We start from the raw sequence: 20,662 nt of genomic DNA, 5'->3' as shown, positions 1-20,662 counted from the left end.
TGGGGACGCGGCGACACTCCTCCACGACACGCACAGCGCCGACGCCGTGCCAGTGTCGACCGAGACCCTGGCCGAGCTGCTCAGCAGCAGCCCCGGGTGGGAGACCCCGATCTGAGCGGCACCACCGTCCTCGCTCAGCCCCATTGCCACCATCACGCCGTCATGGGCTGGGAAACCGACCGCGGGCTGTTGGCCGCCGCCGGCGCCGAAGTGACCGCGGTGGGTCGATGGTGCGGACTTGCCGGCAACTTCGGTGCCGAGGAAGGACACTTCGATCTCTCGGTCGCGGTCGCGGAGACCACGCTGCTCCCCGCCGTCCGGGCCGCAGCCGACGATCATGTCGTCCTGGCCGACGGATTTCCTTTCGCACCCAGCCCGAGGCCCTCGCGCCGCGCAAGGGGAGTCACCTTGCCGAGTTCCTCGCGGCGCAAAGGCACCGAAGCTGGTCAGCGACGTCGCCGTGACGACCAGTCGGTCGGTCGACTCTGGGGATGTCGGCCGGCACGAGGAGGGTAACCCAACGGTGGTTGATTGTGCGACCGCCGTCACATGGCGCGGAGCCGAGTGGTGGTGCCTCGGATCAGGCTCGCCGAAGGTCGTGCTGTGATCAATCTGCGGTATCGATTCGATGGGGGCACTCCTGCCGGCTGATCGCATGCCGCGGGATCTGCCGGAGCGGGCTGGGTATTGGACCACCTGTCCGGCCGGGCGCGGTCGCATCACGGCGCGCCAGATCGGTGACTCGGTCGCCTCGTAGGCGCTAGCTGTTCAGGCCCTGAGTAAGTCAAGTCTCGCGACGCAGGGCGGTTTGCGCACCCAGGTCGATCACTCCGAGTCGGGGTGCTCCATCAGGGCGCGATTGGAGGCGGCCCTGACGTGGGTGAGCATCTCCGCCGAGGCGGTGGCGGGGTCGCCTACGGCGAGAGCGTCGAGAATCCGCCGATGCTCGGTGGCCGCGCGTGCGGCGTGCGCGTGCCCGGCCTTCATGAAGAGGCGGAATCGCTGCACCGGGCCGCTGAGCGCGTGGAAGGCGCTCTCGAGGAAGGGATTGTCAGCCTGAGACGCGATGAGGCTGTGGAAGCGGGCGTCCGAGGTCCAGTAGAGGCGGAACCCGTCGGCGTCGCTGTCCGCGTTGGCCGCGGAGGCGGCGAGCTCGTCGATGGTGACGGCGAGCTCGGCGATGAACTCCGGCGTCCGGCGCAGCGCGCTCTCGGCGGCGATGGCCGGTTCGATGAGCTCACGGGCGGCGGCCAGCTTCGACATCTCGCGGTTCGTGAAGGCGGGGGCCACGAAGTAGCCGCGAAGCGCCTCGCGCTGGACGAGCCCGGAATGCTCCAGGCGCGCCAGGGCTTCACGGAGGGGAGTCTGGCTGACCTCGAGCTCCCGGCTGAGCGCCCCGATGTTCAGGGGCTCTCCGGGCTTCCGGGTACCGTCCATGAGCTGCGTGAGCAGTACGTCGTACATGCGGTCCGCAAGAGGAACCCTCGGCAAGGACCATCCCCCCATCGCTTCGTCGACGGCTGGAGGGAGAACCCTGCCAGGCTCGTCGGGTGACGCCGTGCCGATGTAGCGCTGCGTGAAAATAGTATCTCGCGCATCGTACGCCGTACCACCGTGACGTTCACACACCGTGCGGACCGCCCGGCCGAGCGCTACCCGGTTACATCGTCGGAGACCGCTGCGGCGGTCGCCAGCAGTTCCGCGTCGCGACCGCGCACGGAGAACAGCTGGATGCTCCAGGGCGCCGGACCGTCCCCGGCGCCGGGCAGCGAGATCGCGGGGCCACCGAGGAGGTTCTGCAGCCGGGTGTTGCGCATCAGCATTCGGCGCACGTTCTCCAGGACCGCCTCCTCGCGGGTCGGCCCGGTGATCGGGATCGTCGCGTTGACGAGCGCGTCGTAGCGCTCGGCGAGCGCTGCGACCTCGGTACGCACCCGGTCCACCTCGCGCAACGCGTTCTCGTACTGCTCGCTGGTGATGCGGGAACCGTCCTGCAGTCGCTCGCGGACATCGGCGCCCAGCCGCTCGGGGATCGTCTCCAGGCGTTCCCGGTTCACCCGGTAGGCCTCGTAGGCCATGATCGTGCTGGACACGTCCATGACGTCGAACCCGATGGGCGACGTGACGGAGTCGATCCGCCAGCCGCGGTCCGCCAACGAGTCGAGTGCTCCCTGCAGTGCTGCCGCGATCGCGGGATCGACGGCCAGGTCGGGATCGTCGAACAGAGCGAGCCGGCGCCCTTCGCCGGGCCCGACCTCGATCGGGACGTGGCCGAACACGCGCATCGCGATGCGCGTGTCCGCTACCGAGACGGCGAGGAAGCCGACGTGGTCGAGGGTGGGGGCCGTCGGATGGACCCCCTCGGTCGACAGCAGCCCGTAGCTGGGCTTGAAGCCGACGATCCCGCAGAGGGCGGCGGGGGCGCGGATCGAGCCACCGGTGTCGGAGCCGAAGGCGATGGGGGAGAGACCGCCCGCGACGGCCGCCGCGGAACCGCTGCTGGAACCACCGGGGATGATCCCGGGGTGACGCGGGTTGTAGGCGCCGCCGTCGAAGTCGTTCAGACCCGACGGGCCGTACGCCAGCTCGTGCATCCGCGTCGTGCCGATGATGATCCCGCCCGCGGCGCGGAGCTGGGTGATGACCGGCGCATCGGACGTCGGGACGATGTCGACGGCACCGGACCCGGCACGCATCTTCTGCCCGCGGATGCCGATGATGTCCTTGACCGCGAAGGGGATCCCGTCGATCTCCGACAGCAGTCGGCCCGCGCGGCGCCGTTCGTCGCTCTCCTGCGCCTGCCGGCGGGCGTCGTCGGCGAAGACCACGACGAAGGCACGGATCGAATCGACGGTGGCGTCGATCTCCCTGAGGTAATGCTCGAGGAGTTCGACCGCCGAGTACCGGCCCTGTACGAGACCGTCGCGCAAGTCGCACAGTGTGTTCGGTGTCGGCTGGCCCAGTGCGTTCTTCAGCGTCTCCACGATCCGAAAGGTACTACAACTTCTCCGCCTCTGCTATAGTATAGGCAAATGGCTGACATCGATCACCTCCGTCCCGGCGTCCGCGCCAGCCTGCCCGAGTTGAAGGAGTTCTCCGATCAGCGGCTCGCGGAGAAGATCGTCGACGCGTGGGCGCTCTCGTTGAGCGAGACCGAGTTCGAGCGCATCGAGGACATGCCCGGCTCGGCCAATCCAGACTCGCCGCCCCTGCGCGACGGCAACCAGGCCACACACGTCCGCGGCGTGGCACTGCTGACCGTCGCTCTTGGCGAAGAGCTGCAGCGGGTTCTCGGGCCCCTCGGCATGAACCGCGACATGCTCTATGCCGGGGGAGCGCTGCACGACCTCGGGAAGCCGTTCGAGAACAGCCCGGCCAACCAGGCGCGTTGGAAGGCAGACCCGGGCAGGACCGGCCTGCCCTCGATCCGGCACTCCGTGTACGGGGTGCACATCGCACTGACCGTCGGCTTGCCCGAGGAGCTCGCCCACATCTGCGGCTGCCACTCCGGCGAGGGCCAGCTCGTCTACCGCAGTCTGCTCAACAGCGTCGTGCACCATGCCGACCACGCGTTCTGGGCCGCCGCCGAGAAGGGCGGCCTGCTCGACATGGATCCCTCCGAGCTCTGGACGAAGAAGGGCTGACCCGCTCCGCCCTGCACCAGCGATCTCGTCTGTGCAACCCGAGATCGACAACTCTCATCCGAGACCACGAAAGAAGGAGAAAGCTGATCATGGCCAACGAAATCCTCGCCAAGGGCATCGCTCCGCTCGAAGTTCCCCTCACCCACGTCGTGCGCGCGGGTGACATGGTCTACATGTCCGGGCAGATCGCCGTCCGTGCGGACGGGACGATGGTCAAGGGAGACTTCAAGGAGGAGACCCGCGCAGTCCTGGGGAACATCAAGGCCGGCGTCGAGGCGGCCGGCGGCACGCTGGACGACGTCGTCAAGACCACCGTCTTCCTGCTCAACGCCACCCTGTTCGCACCGATGAACGAGGTGTACCGCGAGTACTTCACCAAGCCCTTCCCGGCGCGCTCGACGATCGTCGCCCCGCTGTCCGATCCCGACCTGCGCATCGAGATCGAGGCCGTCGCGTACATCCCCGAGCACAGCTGACCGTGGCTCCGACCGACAGTGGCGAGGCCGGGGCGACGGGCAGCCGTCCAGGTCCTACCGGCCCTCCACAGCACCGGACGGTCCATGCCAGCGGGCTGCGCTGGCACGTGATCGAGGCGGGCGGTGGGCCGACGATCGTGCTCGTGGCCGGCTTCCCGCAGAACATCCACGCCTGGCGGCACGTGATCCCGCTGCTCGCCGAGAGCTGGCACGTCGTCGCGGTCGACCTGCCGGGTCAGGGCGACTCCGAGGTGCCGGCCGGCGGGTTCGACACGTGGACCACGGCCGGGCGGCTGCACGACCTGCTGTTCGAGCTCGGTCTGCACCGGTACCTGCTGGTCGGGCACGACATCGGCTCGTGGGTCGGCTTTCCCTTCGCCCACCGCTATCCCGAGTCGCTCACAGGCGTCGTGTTCGTGGACGGCAACATCGCCGGGATCTCGTTGCCGGAGATGGTGCCGACCGGGCTGGACGGGTGGCGCCAGTGGCACTTCCTGTTCAACGCCCTGCCCGACCTGCCCGAGGCGCTCCTCGCGGGCCGGGAACGGATCCTCATCGAGTGGTTCTTCGCCCGCAAGACCGCCAGCTGGCGCGAGACCTTCACCGATGCGGACGTCGCGGAGTACGCCCGCACCCTGGCGGCGCCCGGCGGTATCCGGGGCAGCCTCGGGTACTACCGCGCGGTGGCCGAGAACGCCGAGCGCAACAAGGAGCTGCAGAAGACGCAGATCCAGGTGCCGGTCTTCGCCGTCGGGGGCGAGGTCGGTTCCGCACCGGGCCTGCAGGACGACATGCGCTCGCTCGGTGTCGACGTCACCGGCACCGTGATCCCCGGCTCCGGGCACTACATCCCGGAGGAGGAGCCGCACGCGCTGGTCGAGGCGATCGTCTCGTTCGCCGCGCGGCTGGGTGACCGCTGACGAGGTCGCACAGGTAGACGTGCTCCCCGGCGGAACGCGCTCGGCATCGCCCCCGTGGCGGCGCCGGGCGTGCATCGCGTGGCGGCGGGGGTGAGACGGACGTGTCGCCGGGCCCCGCCGCCGCCCGACCGCCGAGCAAGGAGGACCACCGATGGCCGATCGATCCATCGTCATGATGAGCGGGTTGGCGACGCGCAAGGCGTTCGACGACCACCTCTTCGCTGCCTTCACCGAGCGCACCGGGGTCGAGATCGTCCCCGTGTACGACCCGACGGTGGCACTGCTCCGGCGCCTCGACGCCGGCGAGACCTTCGACGTCATGATCGCGGCCACCCCGTCGTTCGACGACCTGGTCGCGCGAGGCGTCGTGGCCCCCGGCCCGCGCCCGATCGTCCGGGCCGGGATCGGACTCGCCGTGGCGCGCGGTGCCGCGCACCCTGCGATCGGGACCACGGACGAGTTCGTGGCCGCGCTGGCGTCCGCGCGCTCGGTCGCGTACTCGCAGACGGGTCAGAGCGGCATCTATTTCGTCGAGCTGGTGACGCGGCTCGGTCTCGCCCACGTCGTACTCCCCGGGGCCACCGCGCTCGAGAAGGGCTTCACCGCGACGGCCCTGGAGAGCGGTGTGGCCGACCTCGCCGTCCAGCAGCTCAGCGAGCTTCTGTACGTGGCGGGCGCCGAGATCGTCGGCCCCTTCCCCGACGAGCTGCAGAAGTGGACCGAGTTCTCGGCCGGGACGGCCGCGGCCTCCGCGGGCAACGCCGATGTGGCGGCGTTCGTCGAGTTCCTCGGCAGCGCGGAGGCGGACGAGGCGTACCGGCTGACGGCCCTCGAGCCGGTGAGCCGGGTGCTGACCTCATGACCGGCCTGCGTTTCGACGCGAACCTCAAGTGGCTGTTCACCGAGCTGCCCTTCCCCGAGCGGTTCGAGGCGGCCGCCCGTGCCGGCTTCACCGGTGTCGAGTACGCGTCCCCTTACGAATACGAGGCCCGGCAGCTGCACACCCTGCTCGATGACGCGGGACTCGAGCAGGTCCTGATCAACACCCCGATGGGTCCGGCCGGCTCGCCAGCCCGCTCCGGCAACGCCTGCATTCCCGACCTGGTCGAGGAGTACCGCGAGGGAGTCCTGCGCGGGCTGGAGTACGCGACCGCCCTGGGCGCGGCATTCCTCCACCTCGTGGGCGGGGTCGTGCCGGAGGGTGTGAGCGCGGACCGCGCCTTCGCGCGCTACGTCGCCAACGTCGCCTGGGCGGCCGAGCAGGCCCGCGGCACCGGTGTCCGGCTGTTGCTCGAGACGCAGAACAAGCGCGACGCGCCCGGCTTCGTCCTCACCACGCAGGCCCGCGCCGCTGCGGTCGTGGAGGCCGTCGGTAAGGACGTCGTCGGGCTGTTGATGGACTTCTACCACCTCCAGATCGACGAGGGCGACCTCGTGCGGACGTTCGAGAAGTACCGCGACATCACGTTCCACCTGCAGATCGCCGACGTGCCCGGGCGTGGCGAGCCCGGCGCCGGCGAGATCGCCTACGGCACCCTGTTCCGGGTCATCGAGTCCTCCGGGTACGACGGCTGGATCGGGTGCGAGTACCGCCCCGCCACCGAGACCGTGGCCGGGCTCACCTGGATGAAGGAGCTTGCGAGATGAGCGCTGCCCTCAAGATCGCGCTGATCAGCGCCGTGCCCGCAGCCATCCCGCCCGCGCAGGCCGCGCTGCAGGCGGCCCTGCCCGACGTGGTGGTGTGGAACATCCTCGACGATCGGCTGCTCGACGACGCCGACGGCCGCGGGGGTCTGGACGCCGCCCTACGCGAGCGCATGCAGCGGTTGATCGCGCATGCCGTATCGGAGGACGCGGACGGGGTGCTGCTGACCTGCTCGCTGTACGGCCCGGTCGCGCAGCAGACGCAGGCCGCCGTGCCGGTGATGGCGCCCGACGAGGCGGCCTTCGTCGACATCGCCACCGGCTACGCGTCCGTGCTCGTGCTGGCCTCCTTCGACAACGCGCGCGACGACTCGGTGCTGCGCCTGGAGACGGCCCTGCGCGCCGCGGGCAGTGGCGCCCGCGTCGTCGGCCGCTCGGTGCCCGCGGCGATGACCGCGACCCGGTCCGGTGACCAGGAGGCGCTGGTCGCCGCGTTGGCGGAGGCATGCGCCGACCGGCCCGCCGATGTCGATGTCGTCTTCCTCGCGCAGTACTCCCTCGCACCCGCGCACGACGCCCTGCAGGAGGCCATCGGCATTCCCGTCGTCTCCGGACCCGTGAGCGCGGCGGAGGCCCTCCGTCGGCTCGGGTGCGAGCAGGTCGCCCGATGATCGGTGTCATCGCCGACGACGTCACCGGGGCCACCGACGTCGCCGTGGCGTTCCGTAGGGCGGGGCTGCGGTCCGGTGTCTACTTCGGAACGCCCGAGTCGACGGCCGTCGATGAGGGCCTGGACGTCGTGGTGATCGCGCTGAAGTCCCGCACGATCGCAGCCGACGGCGCGGTCGCGCAGTCGCTCGCCGCCGCGCACGCACTGCAGGCGATGGGCGCGACGCAGCTGTACTTCAAGTACTGCAGCACCTTCGACTCCACTGCGAACGGCAACATCGGGCCGGTCCTCGACGCACTCGTCGGGCTGGTGCAGGTCGACGTCGTGGTGACGACGCCGGCCTCGCCCGAGCACGGCCGGACGACGTTCCACGGCCACCTCTTCGTCGACGGTGTCCTGCTGTCCGAGTCGTCCATGCGGAACCATCCGCTCACACCGATGCGCGACTCCGCGCTCACCCGGCTCATGGACGCGCAGGCCGAGGGCGGGAGCGCCGTCATCGGTCACGACGTCGTCGCGCGGGGTGCGGCCGCGATCCGGAGCGAGGTGGAGGCGGCCCGCGGCGGCACGCGCTACCTGTTCCCCGACGCCGCGTCCGAGGTCGATCTCCTCGCGATCGCCCAGGCGGTCCTCGACGCGCCGCTCGTGGCCGGTGCCGCGGGCCTTGCCGGCGCGATCGGTCGGGTGCGGGGCGGGGCCCGCGCGTCGCGGAACGGCCGGAACGACAGCGTGCCGGCGGGCCGGGCCGCCGTTCTCGCGGGGAGCTGCTCGCGCCGCACGCTCGAGCAGATCGACCGCGTGCTGCAGGCGGAGCGCCCGGCGCACCGGCTGGACGCGCTCGAGTCGGACGACCCGGAGCACCTCGCGCGGCGCGCACTCGAGTGGTACGACGCGCTCCCGACCGGCCCGGCCCCGCTGATCTACTCGTCCCTGCCTCCGCCGGAGCTCCACGAGGTGCAGGAGAAGCTCGGGGTGGAGCGCTCGGCGGAGATCCTCGAGGCCGCCATCGGACGCGTCGCCGAGGGTCTGCGCGATCGGGGGGTGACCCGGTTCGTGGCCGCGGGCGGCGAGACGTCGGGATCGGTGGTGGCGGCGTTGGGGGTCCGCGGCGGCATCGTCGGCGTCGAGGCCGCCCGGGGCGTGCCGTGGATCCACACGGACCAGGACCTCGACGTGCTGCTCAAGTCCGGGAACTTCGGCGAACCCGACCTCCTGCTCTCCGCGTCGGAGGGCAGCGCATGACGCCGACCCACGAGGCACCCGCGGACCAGATCGTCCGCGTCGCCCGGTCCCTGTTCACGCGGGGTCTGACTCACGGCAGCACCGGGAACATCTCCGTCCGGACGGCCGACGGCATCCTCGTCACGCCGACCGGGTCGAGCCTGGGCACGGTCGAGGCGGACGAGCTGTCGCTCGTCGACGACCGCGGGGTGCACCGGTCCGGGCCGAAGCCGTCCAAGGAGGCGTTCCTGCACGCCGCGATACTGCGCGCCCGGCCGGGCGCGCACGCCGTCGTGCACACGCATTCGACGCACAGCGCGGCCGTGTCCTGCCTGAACGGCCTCGACATCACCAACGCCCTGCCGCCGCTGACCGCGTACTACGCGATGCGGGTCGGCCGGCTACCCCTGCTGCCCTACCACGCTCCTGGCGACACCTCGTTGGCGGCGCACGCCGAGACGACCGCGGCCACGCGCCACGCCATGCTGTTGAGCAACCACGGTCCGGTCGTCGCAGGGGCCAGCCTTGCCGCGGCGATGGACGCCCTCGAGGAGCTGGAGGAGACGGCGAAGCTGTTCCTCCTCCTGCGTGGCTTGCCGGTCAATCCGCTCACCGAGAAGCAGGCCGCCGCGCTCGCTCCCTGACGTTCCGGCTCCCTCCACATCGACGACGGCCCCACCACTCGCCAGGGTGGTGGGGCCGTCGTCGGTCCGGGTGACGCAGGATGACCAGTCCCGATCCTGGCCGAACCGTGATCCGTCCGATCATGATCTCGCCCGGACCGAGGTGTTGCACACCCTCGGTCCGGGCGAGTTGTCCGGAGCGGATCGCTGCCGGAGGGTTCCGGTAGAAATGGGTACCCGGTCTCCCGGCAGGGCCTCTAGACGAAGTCGGTCAGCGAACGGCCCGTGGTCTCGTCGTTCTTGTAGGCCGCGATCGCGGTCCCGACCGCGGACACCATGACGAAGAACGCAGGCAGGAGCAGGTTGCCCGTCGAGCCGTAGAGGGCGGTCAGGATGAGCGGCGCGGCCCCACCCAGCACGGCGGTGGTGACGTTGTACCCCAGCGCATAGGCCGTGGTGCGCACGTTCGAAGGGAACAGCTCGAGCATCATCGGGTGCATGACCGAGTAGTTGCCCGCGAAGGCGAGACCGAGGACCGCGCCGGCAACGATCGCCAGTGCCTCGCTCCCCGCGTTGAGCGACAGGTAGGCGGGAACGGACAGGACGATGATCGCGACACAGGACGTGATCATGACCGGCCGTCGCCCGATGCGGTCGGAGATCCGCGCGAAGAACGGGATGGCCACCGTCGCACAGGCCAGCGAGACGGCGGCGACCAGGAGGCCCGCAGGACGGGTGAACTTGAGCTGGCTCGTGAGGTACGTCGGCATGAAGACGAAGATCACGAAGAAGCCCGCGCTGTTCAGCATCGGAAGGGTGAATGCCAGGACGAGTCGCCGGCGGTTCTCCCGGGCGAACGCGTCGCGCAGAGGGTTCCGCGCGATCTTGCCCTCATCCCGCATCGCGGTGAAGGCCGGGGTGTCCTCGAGCTTCTGGCGGATGTAGAAGCCGATGATGCCCAGCGGTGCTGCAATGAGGAACGGGATGCGCCAGCCCCAGCTCTCCATGGCCGCGGGCGAGAGCGTCGAGGTCAGGAGGAAGGCTGAGCCGCTGCCCACGAGGTTGGCCAGCGTGCTGCCCGCTTGCGGGAACGACATCAGGAAGCCCCGCTTGCGCGGCTCCGCGTGCTCGCCGACGAACGACATGGCCGCGGAGACCTCGCCCCCCACGGACACACCCTGGATGAGGCGCAGGAGGAGTAGGAGCAGCACGGAGCCGATGCCCCAGGAGGCGTATCCGGGCAGCAGGCCGATGGTGGTCGTCGCCCCGGCCATGAGGGTCAGGGCGAGCACCATGGCCGGACGCCTGCCCACTCGGTCGGACATGATGCCCAGCAGCACCCCGCCGACCGGCCGGAAGACGAACGAGACGGCGAAGATGCCGAAGGTGAAGAGCAGCGCGACGGCCTCCGCCCCTTGCGGGAAGAAGACGATCGCGATGATGCCGGCGAGGAAGCCGTAGACCGAGTTGTCGTAGTTCTCGACGAAGAACCCGATCGCTCCGGCGACGGTGACCTTGCGGGTCTCGCTCGGCGATGAGCTCTGCACCACGTGGGCAGATTCAGCGGATGTCACTCGGGATCCTCTCGGCAGATGTCGGGGGCATGGCCCATCGCGGAACACCGTGAGACACAATAGTATAGTCTTTCGCCAAGTACTATTGCAACGTTCGCGTTAAGCGTTGAACGGGATGAGGCATCATCACCGTCGTCGACGGGACGCTGGCAGCCGCGGTGCTGCTGAGCCTCGACACGGCCTGGGACGGTGATGGGCCGATCCCGTCGCGGGAGCACTGGCGGCGGATCGCCTGGCTCACGTCGGCCCACGGCCAGGACGGTTACCGCGCCCGACAGCGAGAGTCGACGAGAGGGACTGCCAGGGTTCGGTTAGACTTCAGATCCGTGAGGACGTGCTCCTCGCTGGAAGAATCGTCATCGTGCCCAAGCCGTTCCCGAAGGTGTTTCGCCGCGACGTGATCGCCGTCGCCCGCCAGGGCGACCAGTCCATCGCCTAGGTCGCTCGGAACTTCGGGATCTCGGAGTCCTGCCTCTCACGCTGGTCGAAGATCGCCGACCGCGAGGACGGCATCAGCGCAACGGCCGATCAGGAATCGATCGCAAGAACGACCTTCCCGAGGCTGTGCCCGTCCTCAACGAGCCGGAGGGCGGCGTGAGCGTCGTCGAACGGGCGCACATCCGTGACCAACGGGTCGAGCGCGCCGGCAGCCACCAGGTGCCCTAGCTGTTCCAAGACCGCGGTGCTCCGGTCGCGGGTGACGTTGGTGCCTCCCAGCTGCGCTACGAGGTCCCAGTTGGACACCGAACGCAGATGCCGGGCCGGATCGGCAACCAGTGGGGCGACGGTCCTCAGCGCCTTGCGGCCTGCCATGTTGAGTACCGCGTCGATGCCGCCCGGGGCGGCGGCGTGGATCCGGTTGAGGACGTCGTCGTCGTAGGCCACCGGGATCGCGCCGAACCGTATGAGATCGTCGTGCTTGGCGGGGCTGGCCGTACCGATCACACGCAGCCCGCGGGCACGAGCGAGCTGGACGGTCGGGATCCCGACGCCGCCGCCGGCGCCGTTGACCAGCAGCGTCGAGCCCTCGGGGAGGTCCAGCTGGTTCAGCGCGTCCCAGGCCGTGCCGGCAGCGACGGGCAGCACGGCGGCGTTCTCGGGGCTCACCCCGGTCGGCCGGTGCGCGCAGAAGGACGCGGTGACGACGGCCTCCGGGGCGAAACCACCGACCATGCCGGGGCAGCCGCCGAAGACCTCGTCACCCACCGCGAACCTGGTGATACCCTCGCCGACGGCCGTGACGGTTCCGGCCACTTCTCGTCCGAGTACGGCCCGCCCGACGGCGCCATAGAAGCCCTGGCGCAGCCGCCAGTCGCCGGGATTGACTCCCGCGGCGCGGACACGGACACGGAGCTCGCCGGGTCCTGGCTCGGGTACCGGCACCTCGAGGAAAGCTTCCCGATCCGGCCCGCCAGTGTCGGTGAAGCCGTACGCTCGCATGATCCGTTTACGCACGTTCCTGGACTGCAGGTTTCTGCGCGAGTCGTTCCATCGCTTTGACCGGTCCGATTGCTGGTGTCTCCGCGGCGACCTCGGCCATGAGCCGTAGGGCCGCCGGTTGGGTACTGTTGACCGTCAGTCCTGTGATGCCGGACTCGGCCCATGCAACGTACCGTTCCCGGATCCGATCGGGTGGGCCGACGAGGACACGCCCGTCGATGTAGGCATCTGGCACTGCGTCTGCAGCTTCGGCCTTGCGGCCGGCCAGAAAGAACTCTTGGATCTGGGCCGCCTCGTCGGAATACCCGGCCTTGACCATCTGCGCATTGTGGTAGTTCTGCTCACGTGCGCCCATGCCTCCCACATAGAGGGCGATGCGCGGCTTTATTGCCGCGAGCGCACCTTCGACGTCGTCGGTGACGAGCACGTCGATGGTGGGCTGGATCTCGAAGCCCGTCCAGGACTTGCCCCCGCCGGCCCTGGCGAAACCCTCCATGAGCAGCGGCCCGATCTCCGCCATCGAGTCCGGCCACATGCGCAGCGGCAGCAGCCCCTGTCCCAGCTCGCCCGCCAGCCGCGTCATCGCCGGGCCGCCTGCCCCCAGCCAGATCGGCAGTGCTGGGTTCGGGTGCAGGATGGACATGAGGGGCTTGCCCAGCCCGGAGGCACCCGGGGCATCGGCGGGATAGGGAAGGACGATCTCGTGCCCGTCGTGCTCGACGGGGCTCTCCCGCGCGAAGATCTTGCCCATGATGGTGACGTAGTCCCGTAGCCGCCAGTACGGCTTGCCCCAGGGCTCGCCGTACCAACCCTCGACGATCTGCGGCCCGGAGACGCCGAGCCCGGCGACCACCCGTCCGCGGCCGGCAAGAGCGTCGACCGTCTGGACCTGCATCGCACACATCGCTGCGGTTCGGCCCGCGAGCTGCATGACCGCCGTCCCGAGCCGGATGCGGTCGGTCTTCGCGGCCAGGTATGCCAGGGGCGTGATGGCGTCGCTGCCGTACGCCTCCGCGGTCCACACGGAGTCGTAGCCGAGCTGCTCCGCCAGGAGCACTGTGTCCAGAGGGAGTTCCAGGCTCCGCCCCGAGTAGCCGATGGACAGGCCGAGCTTCACGAAAGCCTCCGGGTGGGTGGGGTGCGGGGGAGTGGGGGTGGGCTCATCTGTACGCAGTGGCGATGGCCCGCTGCAGGGGGACGCCGTCGGTGACGAGCCCCGTGGCCACGAGCTCCTCGACCACATCTGCGGCGAGGCCGGCATCGGCCAGGATCGCCCGGGAGTGTTCCCCGACGCCGGGCGGGATCAGCGGACCGGAGCGAGCCGTGCGACTGAAGGTTGCGTAGCGGCCGGGTGCGGCGATCCACGACCGCCCGTCGGACGCGCCGACCACGTGCAGGAACTCGGCTTCGAGCAGCCGCGGGTCGCGGATCACCTCGCCGATCTTCCGAGCGATGACGGCGGGGACGTCGGCCGTGCGCAACGTGGCCATCGCCTCGTCGGAGCTCATTCGTGCGAAGGCCTCCGTGAGGGCTTCCTCGGGTCGGGACACCAGATCGGAACTCTGGATGCCGAGAGCCGCGCCCAGCCGACGACCGGTGTCCCCCTGCGGGCGGGGCGCGATCCGGATCCAGCGGTCCTTCACCTCGTAGAGCCGGTCGAACTGCCCGGGCCCCGGAAAGTCGTCCCGGCCGATGGTGGGATCCGGTGCCGAGGCGAAGGTCGTCAGCTCGCCACTCTGGAGGTAAGTCGCCGTGGCGATCAGGGAGTCGTGGATCTGCTGGCCCTCCCCGGTGCGCTCGCGGTGCAGCAGGCCGAGTGTCACCGCCAGCGCCGACATCGCCGCGGTCGCGTTGTCGTTCACGGCGATGGTGTTCACCGCCGGCTCCCCGTCGCCTCCTTCGGCGCGCATCATGCCGCACAACCCCTGGACGACCACATCGACTCCGCCGAGCCGGCTCATCGGCCCGATGTCCCCGTAGGCGGACATGGACACGACGACGAGCGCGGGGTTGGCCTTGAGCAGCGACGCCCGGTCGATGCCGAGGCGGGTGGTGACTCCGGGCCGCAGTCCGTCGACCACGGCGTCGCATCCTGCGACGACCTGGTGGAAAGCGGCCAGCCCGGCGGGGGAGCGGAGGTCGATCGCCAGGCTGCGCAGCCCCCGGTTCACCGCGTAGGCATTGTCGCGGAACGGGTCGCCTCCTGTGGGCTCGACCTTGATGACGTCCGCGCCGAGCTCCGCGAGCAGCAGTCCGGCGAACGGGGTGGCGACGAAGGCGCCGGTGATGACGACTCGCCGGCCGTGCAATGGGCCTGGCCGGACGGGGCCACGGGCGGGGGCGCCGGTCCGGCCGCTCCAGTCCTCGATGGTGTCGGAGTGCTGGCCCAGCATCGGTGCGGGACCGCGCACCCGTCCGGGGGACGCCGTCATCCGGATCGGGACGCCGGGCATGACGACCTCTCCCCGCTCGGGGTCCTGGACCACCTCGCGCATGCCGATCGCCCGCACCTGCGGGTGGTCCAGCCACCCGGACCGGTCCGCGACGACCACGCAGGGGATGCCCGCGCCCTGCAGGGCCTCGACCCACTCGTCTGCCGACGCACGGAGGAAGGCATCGGAGATCTTCTTCTTGGCCCACGCCAGGTTCTCGGGCTGCACGAGCCCCCGGGTGTTGCCCTCCAGACGCTCGTCGTCGAGCATCTCCGAGAGCCCGAGCACATGCAGCAGCGCGGTCTCGAACTTCGGACCGAGGGCGCCCGAGGCGATCCACCGGCCGTCTCCGGTGAGGAATCGGGTGTACGCGGGATGACGTCCCCCGGTGCCGACGGCGGTGGACACGTCCGGCGCGTCCGGGTTGACGGTGAACGCGGAGGTGAGCAGCTGCATGAGCCCGTTGACCCCGGACACGGTCACCCGCTGCCCGCACCCGGAGCTCTCCCGTTCGAGCAGCGCCGCGACCGTGCACACGGTGGCCCACAGGCCCTGGCAGTAGAGCGTCGTCGGGTAGACGGAGTCCACGGGGTGGCCGGACATCGAGCTCTGCCGCCAGGCCTGCCCGCCGAGTGTGGCGAGCAGTGCGGCGGACTCGGCGCCGCCCGACCAGGGGGTGTACCCGGGCAGGTACGGCGGCAGCTCGACGACGACCAGGCGGCCGTGCCGGGAAAGGAGCTCGTCCCGGTCCAGGCCGTACCGCGCGAGCTGGTTCCCCCCGGTGACGATGAGGACATCGGCTCCGGCGACCTGTCGCCCGAGCCACGCGACCCGGGCCGGATCGTCGGCCGGGACGACGACGCCGCGCTTGCCCCGGTTCCAGGTGGCGAAGCCCGCCCGGGACCGGGCCGGGTCCCCCTCGGGCCCCTCCACCTTGACGACGTCCGCGCCGAAGTCGGCGAAGAACATCCCGACGAGGGGCCCGGCGACACCACCGGTCAGGTCGAGCACGCGAATGTCGTGAAATACGTCCATGTGACACCTTTGGGGTGGCGGCGGAGGGGTTCCTCGATGAACGGGCTGGGGCCCACCCTGCTTGACGGAATCTATAGATTCGTTACATTAGTGGCCGGTCATGGGAGCGTCAAGGCTGGACCGGCCGTCCTCTCACCGGTCACCCGGCGGGTGGTGGTGGGGGCGTCCGGGGCGGTGTCGGAGTTCGCCGTTGTCGGCGAGAAGGAGGTGGTCCGTGAGCTATTCCTTTCCCCTCGAGCCCGGAAAGGTGCGGGAGTTCGCGGTGGCGACGCAGGTCGGGCATGGCCGGTCCGCCGAGGTCGGGACGGTGATCCCGCCGACGTTCCTGGCTGCCCGGGTCTTCTGGAAGCCCGCTGACCAGCCGGCGGTGATCGGGGACCGGATGGATCGCACGCGAGTGCTGCACGCCGGCGAGGAGTTCCGGTTCCACGGCCGGGTGCCGGCCGCCGGTGAGGTGCTGACCGTGACCGAGCGTCTTGGGGACGAGTGGCGCAAGGAGGGGCGCCGGGGCGGGGGACTGCACTTCATGACCGTTGTCACCGAGTTCCGGGACGCCGACGGGGTCCTGGTCGCCGAGGCGATCTCGACGGCGGTCGAGACGGAGCGGGCGGCCGAGGAGGGTGCGCGGTGAGCAGTCGGACAGCCGGTTCTGTGGCCTCGGTGATTGAGGTCGGGGCAACTGCGGCCGAGAGGGTCGTCGGACCCGTCACCCGGACCGACATCGTCCGGTACGCGGGCGCCTCGGGGGACTTCAATCCCATCCACCACGACGAGGAGTACGCCCGGGCGGCGGGATACCCAGGTGTGTTCTCGGTGGGCATGTTCCAGGCGGGCGTCCTCGCCGGTTTCGCCGTGGACTGGCTGGGGGCCGAGCGGCTCCGTGGCCTGCAGGTGCGCTTCAAGGAGCAGGTCTGGCCCGGGGACGTCCTGACCTGCAGGGGCAGGATTGCCTCGGTCGAGGCGACAGAGACCGGACGGCTCGTCGAGGTGGAGCTCACCTGTCTGCGGCAGACGGGCGCCGCCGCGATCGTGGGCCGGGCGACCTTCGAGCTCGCCGAGGGCGACGGCGGAGCTACGTCTTGACCCCGGTTCGGAAATATCTATAGATTCGACCGGCGGCTCGCGACCTGTGATGCCGCGCCCTCGAGGCGGGTGTCGTCGGACCATGTCGGACCGGCGGCGCGGCGATGAGCACGGTGCGCTGACGGTCTGCGGGCCGTGTGGTGAGAAGGAGTCGGCATGGGTGTACTGGACGGGCGCGTCGCCATCATCACCGGCGCGGGACGCGGCATCGGCCGCGAGCACGCGCTGTTGTTCGCCCGTGAGGGCGCGCAGGTCGTCGTCAACGACCTGGGCGGGAGCCCGAAGGGCGAGGGCAGCGACGCGAGCCCGGCACAGCAGGTCGTCGACGAGATCCGCGCGGCCGGGGGCGAGGCCGTCGCCAACGGCGACGACATCTCGGATTGGGACGGCGCACGCAGCCTGGTCGGCTCGGCCGTCGAGACCTTCGGGAAGCTCGACGTTCTGGTGAACAACGCGGGCATCCTGCGCGACCGCACCATCGTCAACATGACCGAGGCCGAGTGGGACGACGTCATCCGCGTTCACCTCAAAGGTCACTTCGCGCCGCTGAAGTGGGCGGCGGTGTACTGGCGGGAACAGTCCAAGGCCGGTGCGCAGGTGCAGGCCTCGGTGATCAACACTTCGTCCACCTCGGGCCTGCTGGCCACCGCCGGCCAGGCGAACTATGGCTCGGCCAAGACCGGCATCGCCACGCTCACCGAGATCGCGCAGAAGGAGCTGGGACGCTACGGCGTCCGGGTCAACGCGATCGCGCCGGCCGCGGTGACCCGGCTGTCCGAGGGCGTCCCCGGCTTCGAGGAGCGTCAGGAGCGCCGGCGGGCCGAGGCCGCGCAGACCGGGTTCGACAAGGGCGACCCGGCGAACATCTCCCCGTACGTCGCCTACCTCGCCACGGCAGACTGCCCGGTCGCCGGCAAGGTCGCGTTCGTGCGGGCCGGCACCGTGCAGCTCTTCCAGCCCTACACCGTCGTCGACAAGGTCACCGTCCAGCACCGTTGGGAGGTCACCGAGCTCGCCGAGGCGGCGGCGAAGTGGGGCGAGATCAGCTGGGACGCCGAGCTGGACCTGGGCTGAGCGCGGTACGGAGGGAGGCGATCATGTCCGAGGGCCCGATCCCCGAGCCGACGCCCGAGACCGCCCCGTTCTGGGACGGTGCCGCCGCGGGTGAGCTGTGGCTGCAGAAGTGCGACGACTGCGGCCGGTTCTACTTCTATCCCCGCCCGTTCTGCCGGTACTGCGCCTCTGCCAACGTCGCGTGGCACCGCGTGTCCGGCCGCGGACGGCTGACGTCCTACGTCATCAACCACCGGCAGGCTCCCGGTCTCGTGGGCCAGAGCCCGATCATCGTACTGGTCGAGTTGGACGAAGGGCCCCGCATGCTGAGCACCATCGTCGGGTCGGATCCGGACCCGTCCCAGCTCCCCCTAGACGCGCCGGTCGTCGTCCAGTTCGCGCACCGGGGCGGGCGCGCGATCCCTGTCTTCCGGCTACAGGAGAAGATGTCATGAGCGGGATGCACGAAGGGAACATTGCCGTCGTCGGCGCCGCGGAGACCGACGAGGTCGGCGTTGTGCCGGGCCGCTCGGCGCTGCAGCTTCACGCCGAGGCGGGCCGCAACGCGCTGGCCGACGCCGGTCTGACCGTCGCGGACATCGACGGCATCGCGACCGCCGGGCTCAACGTCGTGGAGGTCGCGCACCACCTCGGCGTAGTGCCCCGCTGGCTCGACGGGACCTCCGTCGGCGGGTGCAGTTTCATGCTGCACGTGCGGCACGCCGCTGCGGCGATCACCGCGGGGGCGGCGTCGGTCGTGCTGGTGACGCACGGGCAGTCAGGGCGTTCCCGGGTCGGTGCCCCGCCGTACACCGTCGCCCCGGACTCGTTGCAGGGCCAGTTCGAGGCGCCGTTCGGGTCCTCGGCGCCCTTCACCTCCTTCACCGTCCCTGCTCTACGGTTCCTGCATGACCGGGGCATGGACCGCCGCGCCCTGGCCGAGGTCGCGGTGGCGCAGCGGGCGTGGGCCGTCGACAACCGTCGGGCCTTCCGCCGCAAGCCGGTGACGGTCGAGGAGGTCCTCGACGGGCCCCCCGTGGCCTACCCCTTCACCCGCGACATGTGCTGCGTCGTCACCGACGGCGGCGGCGCGCTCGTGCTCACCAGCGCCGAGCGGGCGGCGGACCTGCCCGGCGCGGCCCGGGCCGTGTACCTGCTCGGCAGCGGCGAGGCGAGCGAGTCGTCGCTGATGGCGCAGATGGACGACGTCTCGTCCTTCGGCGCCTTCCGGCGCGCCGGCGCCGAGGCGTTCGGTACGGCCGGGGTCACCCACGCCGACATCGACCACCTCATGGCTTACGACGCGTTCGCCCACCTCCCGCTCTACATGCTCGAGGACCTCGGGTTCGTCGGGCACGGGGAGTCCGGACCCTTCGTCGCCGAGGGACACACCCGGCCCGGCGGCTCGCTACCCATGAACACCAACGGCGGGGGGCTGTCCTACACCCACACCGGCATGTACGGCATGTTCGCGATCCAGGAGTCGGTGCGCCAGCTCCGGGGGGAGGCCGTCGTGCAGGTGCCCGACGTGGAGATCGGGTTCGTCCAGGGCGTCGGGATGTTCTTCGGGGCGGCGGGCAGCCTCATCCTGTCCGCCCGGATGCCGTGAGCGAAGGGAGCCACATGACCACCAGCACGTCGGACGCGGGGTTCCGCACGCGGGTCCGGACCTTCCTGCAGGACCGGGCAAAGCCCGCCGGGTCGCCCACCGGTTCGTCCACCGAGGACCTGCCGCGCGCCGACGCGTCTCCGCTGCAGGAGGCCAAGGCCTTCCAGCGGGCGGTGTGGGATGCGGGACTGGCCGGGATCACCTGGCCCCGCGAGTACGGCGGGCAGGGGCTGAGCACGGACGAGCTGGTCGCCTACAACCAGGTCGCCGCGGACTTCGAGCTGCCGACGATCCCGCTATCCATCGGGATGGGGATGGTCGGGCCCACGCTCGTGGAGCTGGGCACCGACGAGCAGAAGGCCCGGTACCTGCCGCCCCTGCTGCGGGGCGACGAGGTCTGGTGCCAGATGTTCTCCGAACCGGACGCCGGGTCGGACGTCGCAGCCCTGCGGACGAGGGCCCTGCGGACCGCGGACGGATGGGTTGTCAGCGGCCAGAAGACCTGGACGTCGAACGCTCAATGGAGTGACTACGGGGTGGTGCTGGCCCGCACGGACCCGTCCGCGCCGAAGCACCGCGGGATCACCATGTTCGTGGTGGACATGCACGCGCCCGGCGTCACGGTGCGCCCGCTTGTCGTGGCCACCGGCCTGGCGCCCTTCAACGAGGTGTTCTTCGACGGGGTGGCGCTGCCGGCGGACGCGGTCGTGGGGGAGGTGGACCGCGGCTGGCAGGCCGCCGTGGCCATGCTGCGCCACGAGCGGGTGTCCATCGGCACGCGGGTGCAGACCCGCGCCAACGCCCTGGGCTTCGACTCCCTGACCGAGCTGGTGCGCAGCCGCCGGTGGCCGCCGGACCCTGTGACCAGGCGACAGCTCGCCGACGCCCACGTCCGGGAGGCCGCGGTGCTCGCCTACGGGCAGGTGCTGCAGGCCGAGGTGAAGGCCGGGATCGAGGCGGGCGCGCGCGGATCGGTGGCGAAGCTCGCCGGCGCCGAGCTGCGGCTCTGGCAGGCGCGCCTCGCGCAGGAGCTGCTGGGCCCGGACATCGCCCTCGGCGCCCCCGGCACCGCGGCCGCCGCGCTCGGCATCATCGCGGCGCCCGGGGTGGCCACCGCGGGTGGGACCAACGAGATCCAGCGCAACATCATCGCCGAGCGGATCCTGGGCCTGCCGAAGGACGGCGGGATCGCCGCTCGGGATACACCCTTCGACCAGATCAGGACGACCCGATGAGCC

20 protein-coding genes and 1 pseudogene are annotated in these 20,662 nt (G+C 70.6%); 15 read left to right on the top strand and 6 right to left on the bottom strand.

Annotation, left to right across the window (positions count from 1 at the left end):
* Positions 1-825: 825 nt before the first annotated feature.
* Together ABD324_RS18125 and ABD324_RS18120 are read right to left on the bottom strand one after the other, a co-directional pair.
* Positions 826-1,464, bottom strand: coding sequence for a GntR family transcriptional regulator (locus ABD324_RS18125; protein WP_344418161.1), 639 nt, complete (start codon positions 1,462-1,464; stop codon positions 826-828).
* Positions 1,465-1,652: 188 nt separating this feature from the next.
* Positions 1,653-2,930 carry an amidase gene (locus ABD324_RS18120; RefSeq protein ID WP_344418159.1) on the bottom strand — a complete coding sequence of 426 codons (1,278 nt, stop codon included), beginning with the start codon at positions 2,928-2,930 and terminating at the stop codon, positions 1,653-1,655.
* A gap of 102 nt (positions 2,931-3,032) precedes the next feature.
* Here ABD324_RS18120 and ABD324_RS18115 point away from each other — a divergent pair, with 102 nt between their 5' ends.
* From ABD324_RS18115 to otnC, 8 genes are all read left to right on the top strand, one after another.
* Positions 3,033-3,644, top strand: coding sequence for an HD domain-containing protein (locus ABD324_RS18115; RefSeq protein ID WP_344418157.1), 612 nt, complete (start codon positions 3,033-3,035; stop codon positions 3,642-3,644).
* An 89-nt stretch (positions 3,645-3,733) separates the two neighbouring features.
* A complete protein-coding gene (locus tag ABD324_RS18110) occupies positions 3,734-4,120 on the top strand; it encodes a RidA family protein (protein WP_344418155.1) in 387 nt (128 codons plus the stop codon).
* A gap of 107 nt (positions 4,121-4,227) precedes the next feature.
* Positions 4,228-5,040: an alpha/beta fold hydrolase gene (locus ABD324_RS18105; RefSeq protein WP_344418153.1), complete on the top strand. Its 813-nt coding sequence runs from the start codon at positions 4,228-4,230 to the stop codon at positions 5,038-5,040.
* Positions 5,041-5,191: 151 nt separating this feature from the next.
* Positions 5,192-5,902 (top strand): substrate-binding domain-containing protein, encoded by a 711-nt coding sequence (locus ABD324_RS18100; RefSeq protein WP_344418151.1) that lies wholly within the window; start codon positions 5,192-5,194, stop codon positions 5,900-5,902.
* Complete coding sequence (locus tag ABD324_RS18095; RefSeq protein ID WP_344418148.1) at positions 5,899-6,687, top strand: hydroxypyruvate isomerase family protein; 789 nt, start codon at positions 5,899-5,901, stop codon at positions 6,685-6,687. Before ABD324_RS18100 ends, ABD324_RS18095 begins: the two co-directional genes overlap by 4 nt.
* A complete protein-coding gene (locus ABD324_RS18090) occupies positions 6,684-7,355 on the top strand; it encodes a hypothetical protein (protein WP_344418146.1) in 672 nt (223 codons plus the stop codon). Before ABD324_RS18095 ends, ABD324_RS18090 begins: the two co-directional genes overlap by 4 nt.
* The gene (otnK, locus tag ABD324_RS18085; protein ID WP_344418144.1) at positions 7,352-8,596 is read left to right on the top strand and encodes a 3-oxo-tetronate kinase; all 1,245 of its coding nucleotides are present in this window, start codon (positions 7,352-7,354) and stop codon (positions 8,594-8,596) included. Before ABD324_RS18090 ends, otnK begins: the two co-directional genes overlap by 4 nt.
* A complete protein-coding gene (otnC, locus tag ABD324_RS18080) occupies positions 8,593-9,219 on the top strand; it encodes a 3-oxo-tetronate 4-phosphate decarboxylase (protein ID WP_344418142.1) in 627 nt (208 codons plus the stop codon). Before otnK ends, otnC begins: the two co-directional genes overlap by 4 nt.
* A gap of 236 nt (positions 9,220-9,455) precedes the next feature.
* Here otnC and ABD324_RS18075 read toward each other — a convergent pair whose 3' ends face one another.
* The gene (locus ABD324_RS18075; RefSeq protein ID WP_344418140.1) at positions 9,456-10,772 is read right to left on the bottom strand and encodes an MFS transporter; all 1,317 of its coding nucleotides are present in this window, start codon (positions 10,770-10,772) and stop codon (positions 9,456-9,458) included.
* Between the two features lie 361 nt (positions 10,773-11,133).
* On the opposite strand from ABD324_RS18075, the pseudogene ABD324_RS37295 reads away from it, so the two are divergent.
* Positions 11,134-11,283, top strand: a pseudogene (locus ABD324_RS37295) (transposase); the annotation flags it as partial.
* Between the two features lie 17 nt (positions 11,284-11,300).
* Here the strand turns inward: ABD324_RS37295 and ABD324_RS18070 are convergent.
* From ABD324_RS18070 to ABD324_RS18060, 3 genes are read right to left on the bottom strand one after another with little or no spacing between them, the layout of a single operon-like run.
* Positions 11,301-12,227 carry an NADP-dependent oxidoreductase gene (locus ABD324_RS18070; RefSeq protein ID WP_344418138.1) on the bottom strand — a complete coding sequence of 309 codons (927 nt, stop codon included), beginning with the start codon at positions 12,225-12,227 and terminating at the stop codon, positions 11,301-11,303.
* Positions 12,220-13,329 (bottom strand): LLM class F420-dependent oxidoreductase, encoded by a 1,110-nt coding sequence (locus ABD324_RS18065; RefSeq protein WP_344418136.1) that lies wholly within the window; start codon positions 13,327-13,329, stop codon positions 12,220-12,222. Before ABD324_RS18065 ends, ABD324_RS18070 begins: the two co-directional genes overlap by 8 nt.
* Positions 13,330-13,372: 43 nt before the next feature.
* Positions 13,373-15,679, bottom strand: a complete 2,307-nt coding sequence (locus tag ABD324_RS18060) for a CaiB/BaiF CoA-transferase family protein (RefSeq protein WP_344418134.1) — start codon at positions 15,677-15,679, stop codon at positions 13,373-13,375.
* 214 nt (positions 15,680-15,893) lie between these two features.
* Here ABD324_RS18060 and ABD324_RS18055 point away from each other — a divergent pair, with 214 nt between their 5' ends.
* The 6 genes from ABD324_RS18055 to ABD324_RS18030 all read left to right on the top strand — a co-directional run bounded on the left by ABD324_RS18055 (position 15,894) and on the right by ABD324_RS18030 (position 20,659).
* Positions 15,894-16,310: an FAS1-like dehydratase domain-containing protein gene (locus tag ABD324_RS18055; RefSeq protein WP_344418132.1), complete on the top strand. Its 417-nt coding sequence runs from the start codon at positions 15,894-15,896 to the stop codon at positions 16,308-16,310.
* Positions 16,307-16,762 (top strand): MaoC family dehydratase, encoded by a 456-nt coding sequence (locus ABD324_RS18050; protein ID WP_344418130.1) that lies wholly within the window; start codon positions 16,307-16,309, stop codon positions 16,760-16,762. Before ABD324_RS18055 ends, ABD324_RS18050 begins: the two co-directional genes overlap by 4 nt.
* 156 nt (positions 16,763-16,918) lie before the next feature.
* The gene (locus ABD324_RS18045) at positions 16,919-17,836 is read left to right on the top strand and encodes an SDR family oxidoreductase (RefSeq protein ID WP_344418128.1); all 918 of its coding nucleotides are present in this window, start codon (positions 16,919-16,921) and stop codon (positions 17,834-17,836) included.
* A gap of 23 nt (positions 17,837-17,859) precedes the next feature.
* Positions 17,860-18,270 carry a Zn-ribbon domain-containing OB-fold protein gene (locus tag ABD324_RS18040; protein WP_344418126.1) on the top strand — a complete coding sequence of 137 codons (411 nt, stop codon included), beginning with the start codon at positions 17,860-17,862 and terminating at the stop codon, positions 18,268-18,270.
* On the top strand, positions 18,267-19,424 hold the full coding sequence (locus tag ABD324_RS18035) for a thiolase C-terminal domain-containing protein (RefSeq protein ID WP_344418124.1): 1,158 nt from the start codon (positions 18,267-18,269) through the stop codon (positions 19,422-19,424). Before ABD324_RS18040 ends, ABD324_RS18035 begins: the two co-directional genes overlap by 4 nt.
* A gap of 14 nt (positions 19,425-19,438) precedes the next feature.
* Positions 19,439-20,659 carry an acyl-CoA dehydrogenase family protein gene (locus tag ABD324_RS18030; RefSeq protein ID WP_344418122.1) on the top strand — a complete coding sequence of 407 codons (1,221 nt, stop codon included), beginning with the start codon at positions 19,439-19,441 and terminating at the stop codon, positions 20,657-20,659.
* Positions 20,660-20,662: the final 3 nt, after the last annotated feature.

The organism is Pseudonocardia ailaonensis, assembly GCF_039531635.1.
Lineage (GTDB): Bacteria > Actinomycetota > Actinomycetes > Mycobacteriales > Pseudonocardiaceae > Pseudonocardia > Pseudonocardia ailaonensis.
Note: the sequence above shows the minus strand (reverse complement) of the source record. Positions and strands in the feature narration are given on the sequence as shown.

Excerpts from the sequence above, each read along its gene's own strand:
- ABD324_RS18060 (WP_344418134.1), bottom strand. The coding sequence starts at position 15,679 with ATGGACGTATTTCACGACATTCGCGTGCTCGACCTGACCGGTGGTGTC.
- ABD324_RS18110 (WP_344418155.1), top strand. The coding sequence starts at position 3,734 with ATGGCCAACGAAATCCTCGCCAAGGGCATCGCTCCGCTCGAAGTTCCC.
- ABD324_RS18090 (WP_344418146.1), top strand. The coding sequence starts at position 6,684 with ATGAGCGCTGCCCTCAAGATCGCGCTGATCAGCGCCGTGCCCGCAGCC.
- ABD324_RS18030 (WP_344418122.1), top strand. The coding sequence starts at position 19,439 with ATGACCACCAGCACGTCGGACGCGGGGTTCCGCACGCGGGTCCGGACC.
- ABD324_RS18035 (WP_344418124.1), top strand. The coding sequence starts at position 18,267 with ATGAGCGGGATGCACGAAGGGAACATTGCCGTCGTCGGCGCCGCGGAG.
- ABD324_RS18115 (WP_344418157.1), top strand. The coding sequence starts at position 3,033 with ATGGCTGACATCGATCACCTCCGTCCCGGCGTCCGCGCCAGCCTGCCC.
- ABD324_RS18095 (WP_344418148.1), top strand. The coding sequence starts at position 5,899 with ATGACCGGCCTGCGTTTCGACGCGAACCTCAAGTGGCTGTTCACCGAG.
- ABD324_RS18125 (WP_344418161.1), bottom strand. The coding sequence starts at position 1,464 with ATGTACGACGTACTGCTCACGCAGCTCATGGACGGTACCCGGAAGCCC.
- ABD324_RS18100 (WP_344418151.1), top strand. The coding sequence starts at position 5,192 with ATGGCCGATCGATCCATCGTCATGATGAGCGGGTTGGCGACGCGCAAG.
- otnC (WP_344418142.1), top strand. The coding sequence starts at position 8,593 with ATGACGCCGACCCACGAGGCACCCGCGGACCAGATCGTCCGCGTCGCC.
- ABD324_RS18045 (WP_344418128.1), top strand. The coding sequence starts at position 16,919 with ATGGGTGTACTGGACGGGCGCGTCGCCATCATCACCGGCGCGGGACGC.
- ABD324_RS18040 (WP_344418126.1), top strand. The coding sequence starts at position 17,860 with ATGTCCGAGGGCCCGATCCCCGAGCCGACGCCCGAGACCGCCCCGTTC.
- otnK (WP_344418144.1), top strand. The coding sequence starts at position 7,352 with ATGATCGGTGTCATCGCCGACGACGTCACCGGGGCCACCGACGTCGCC.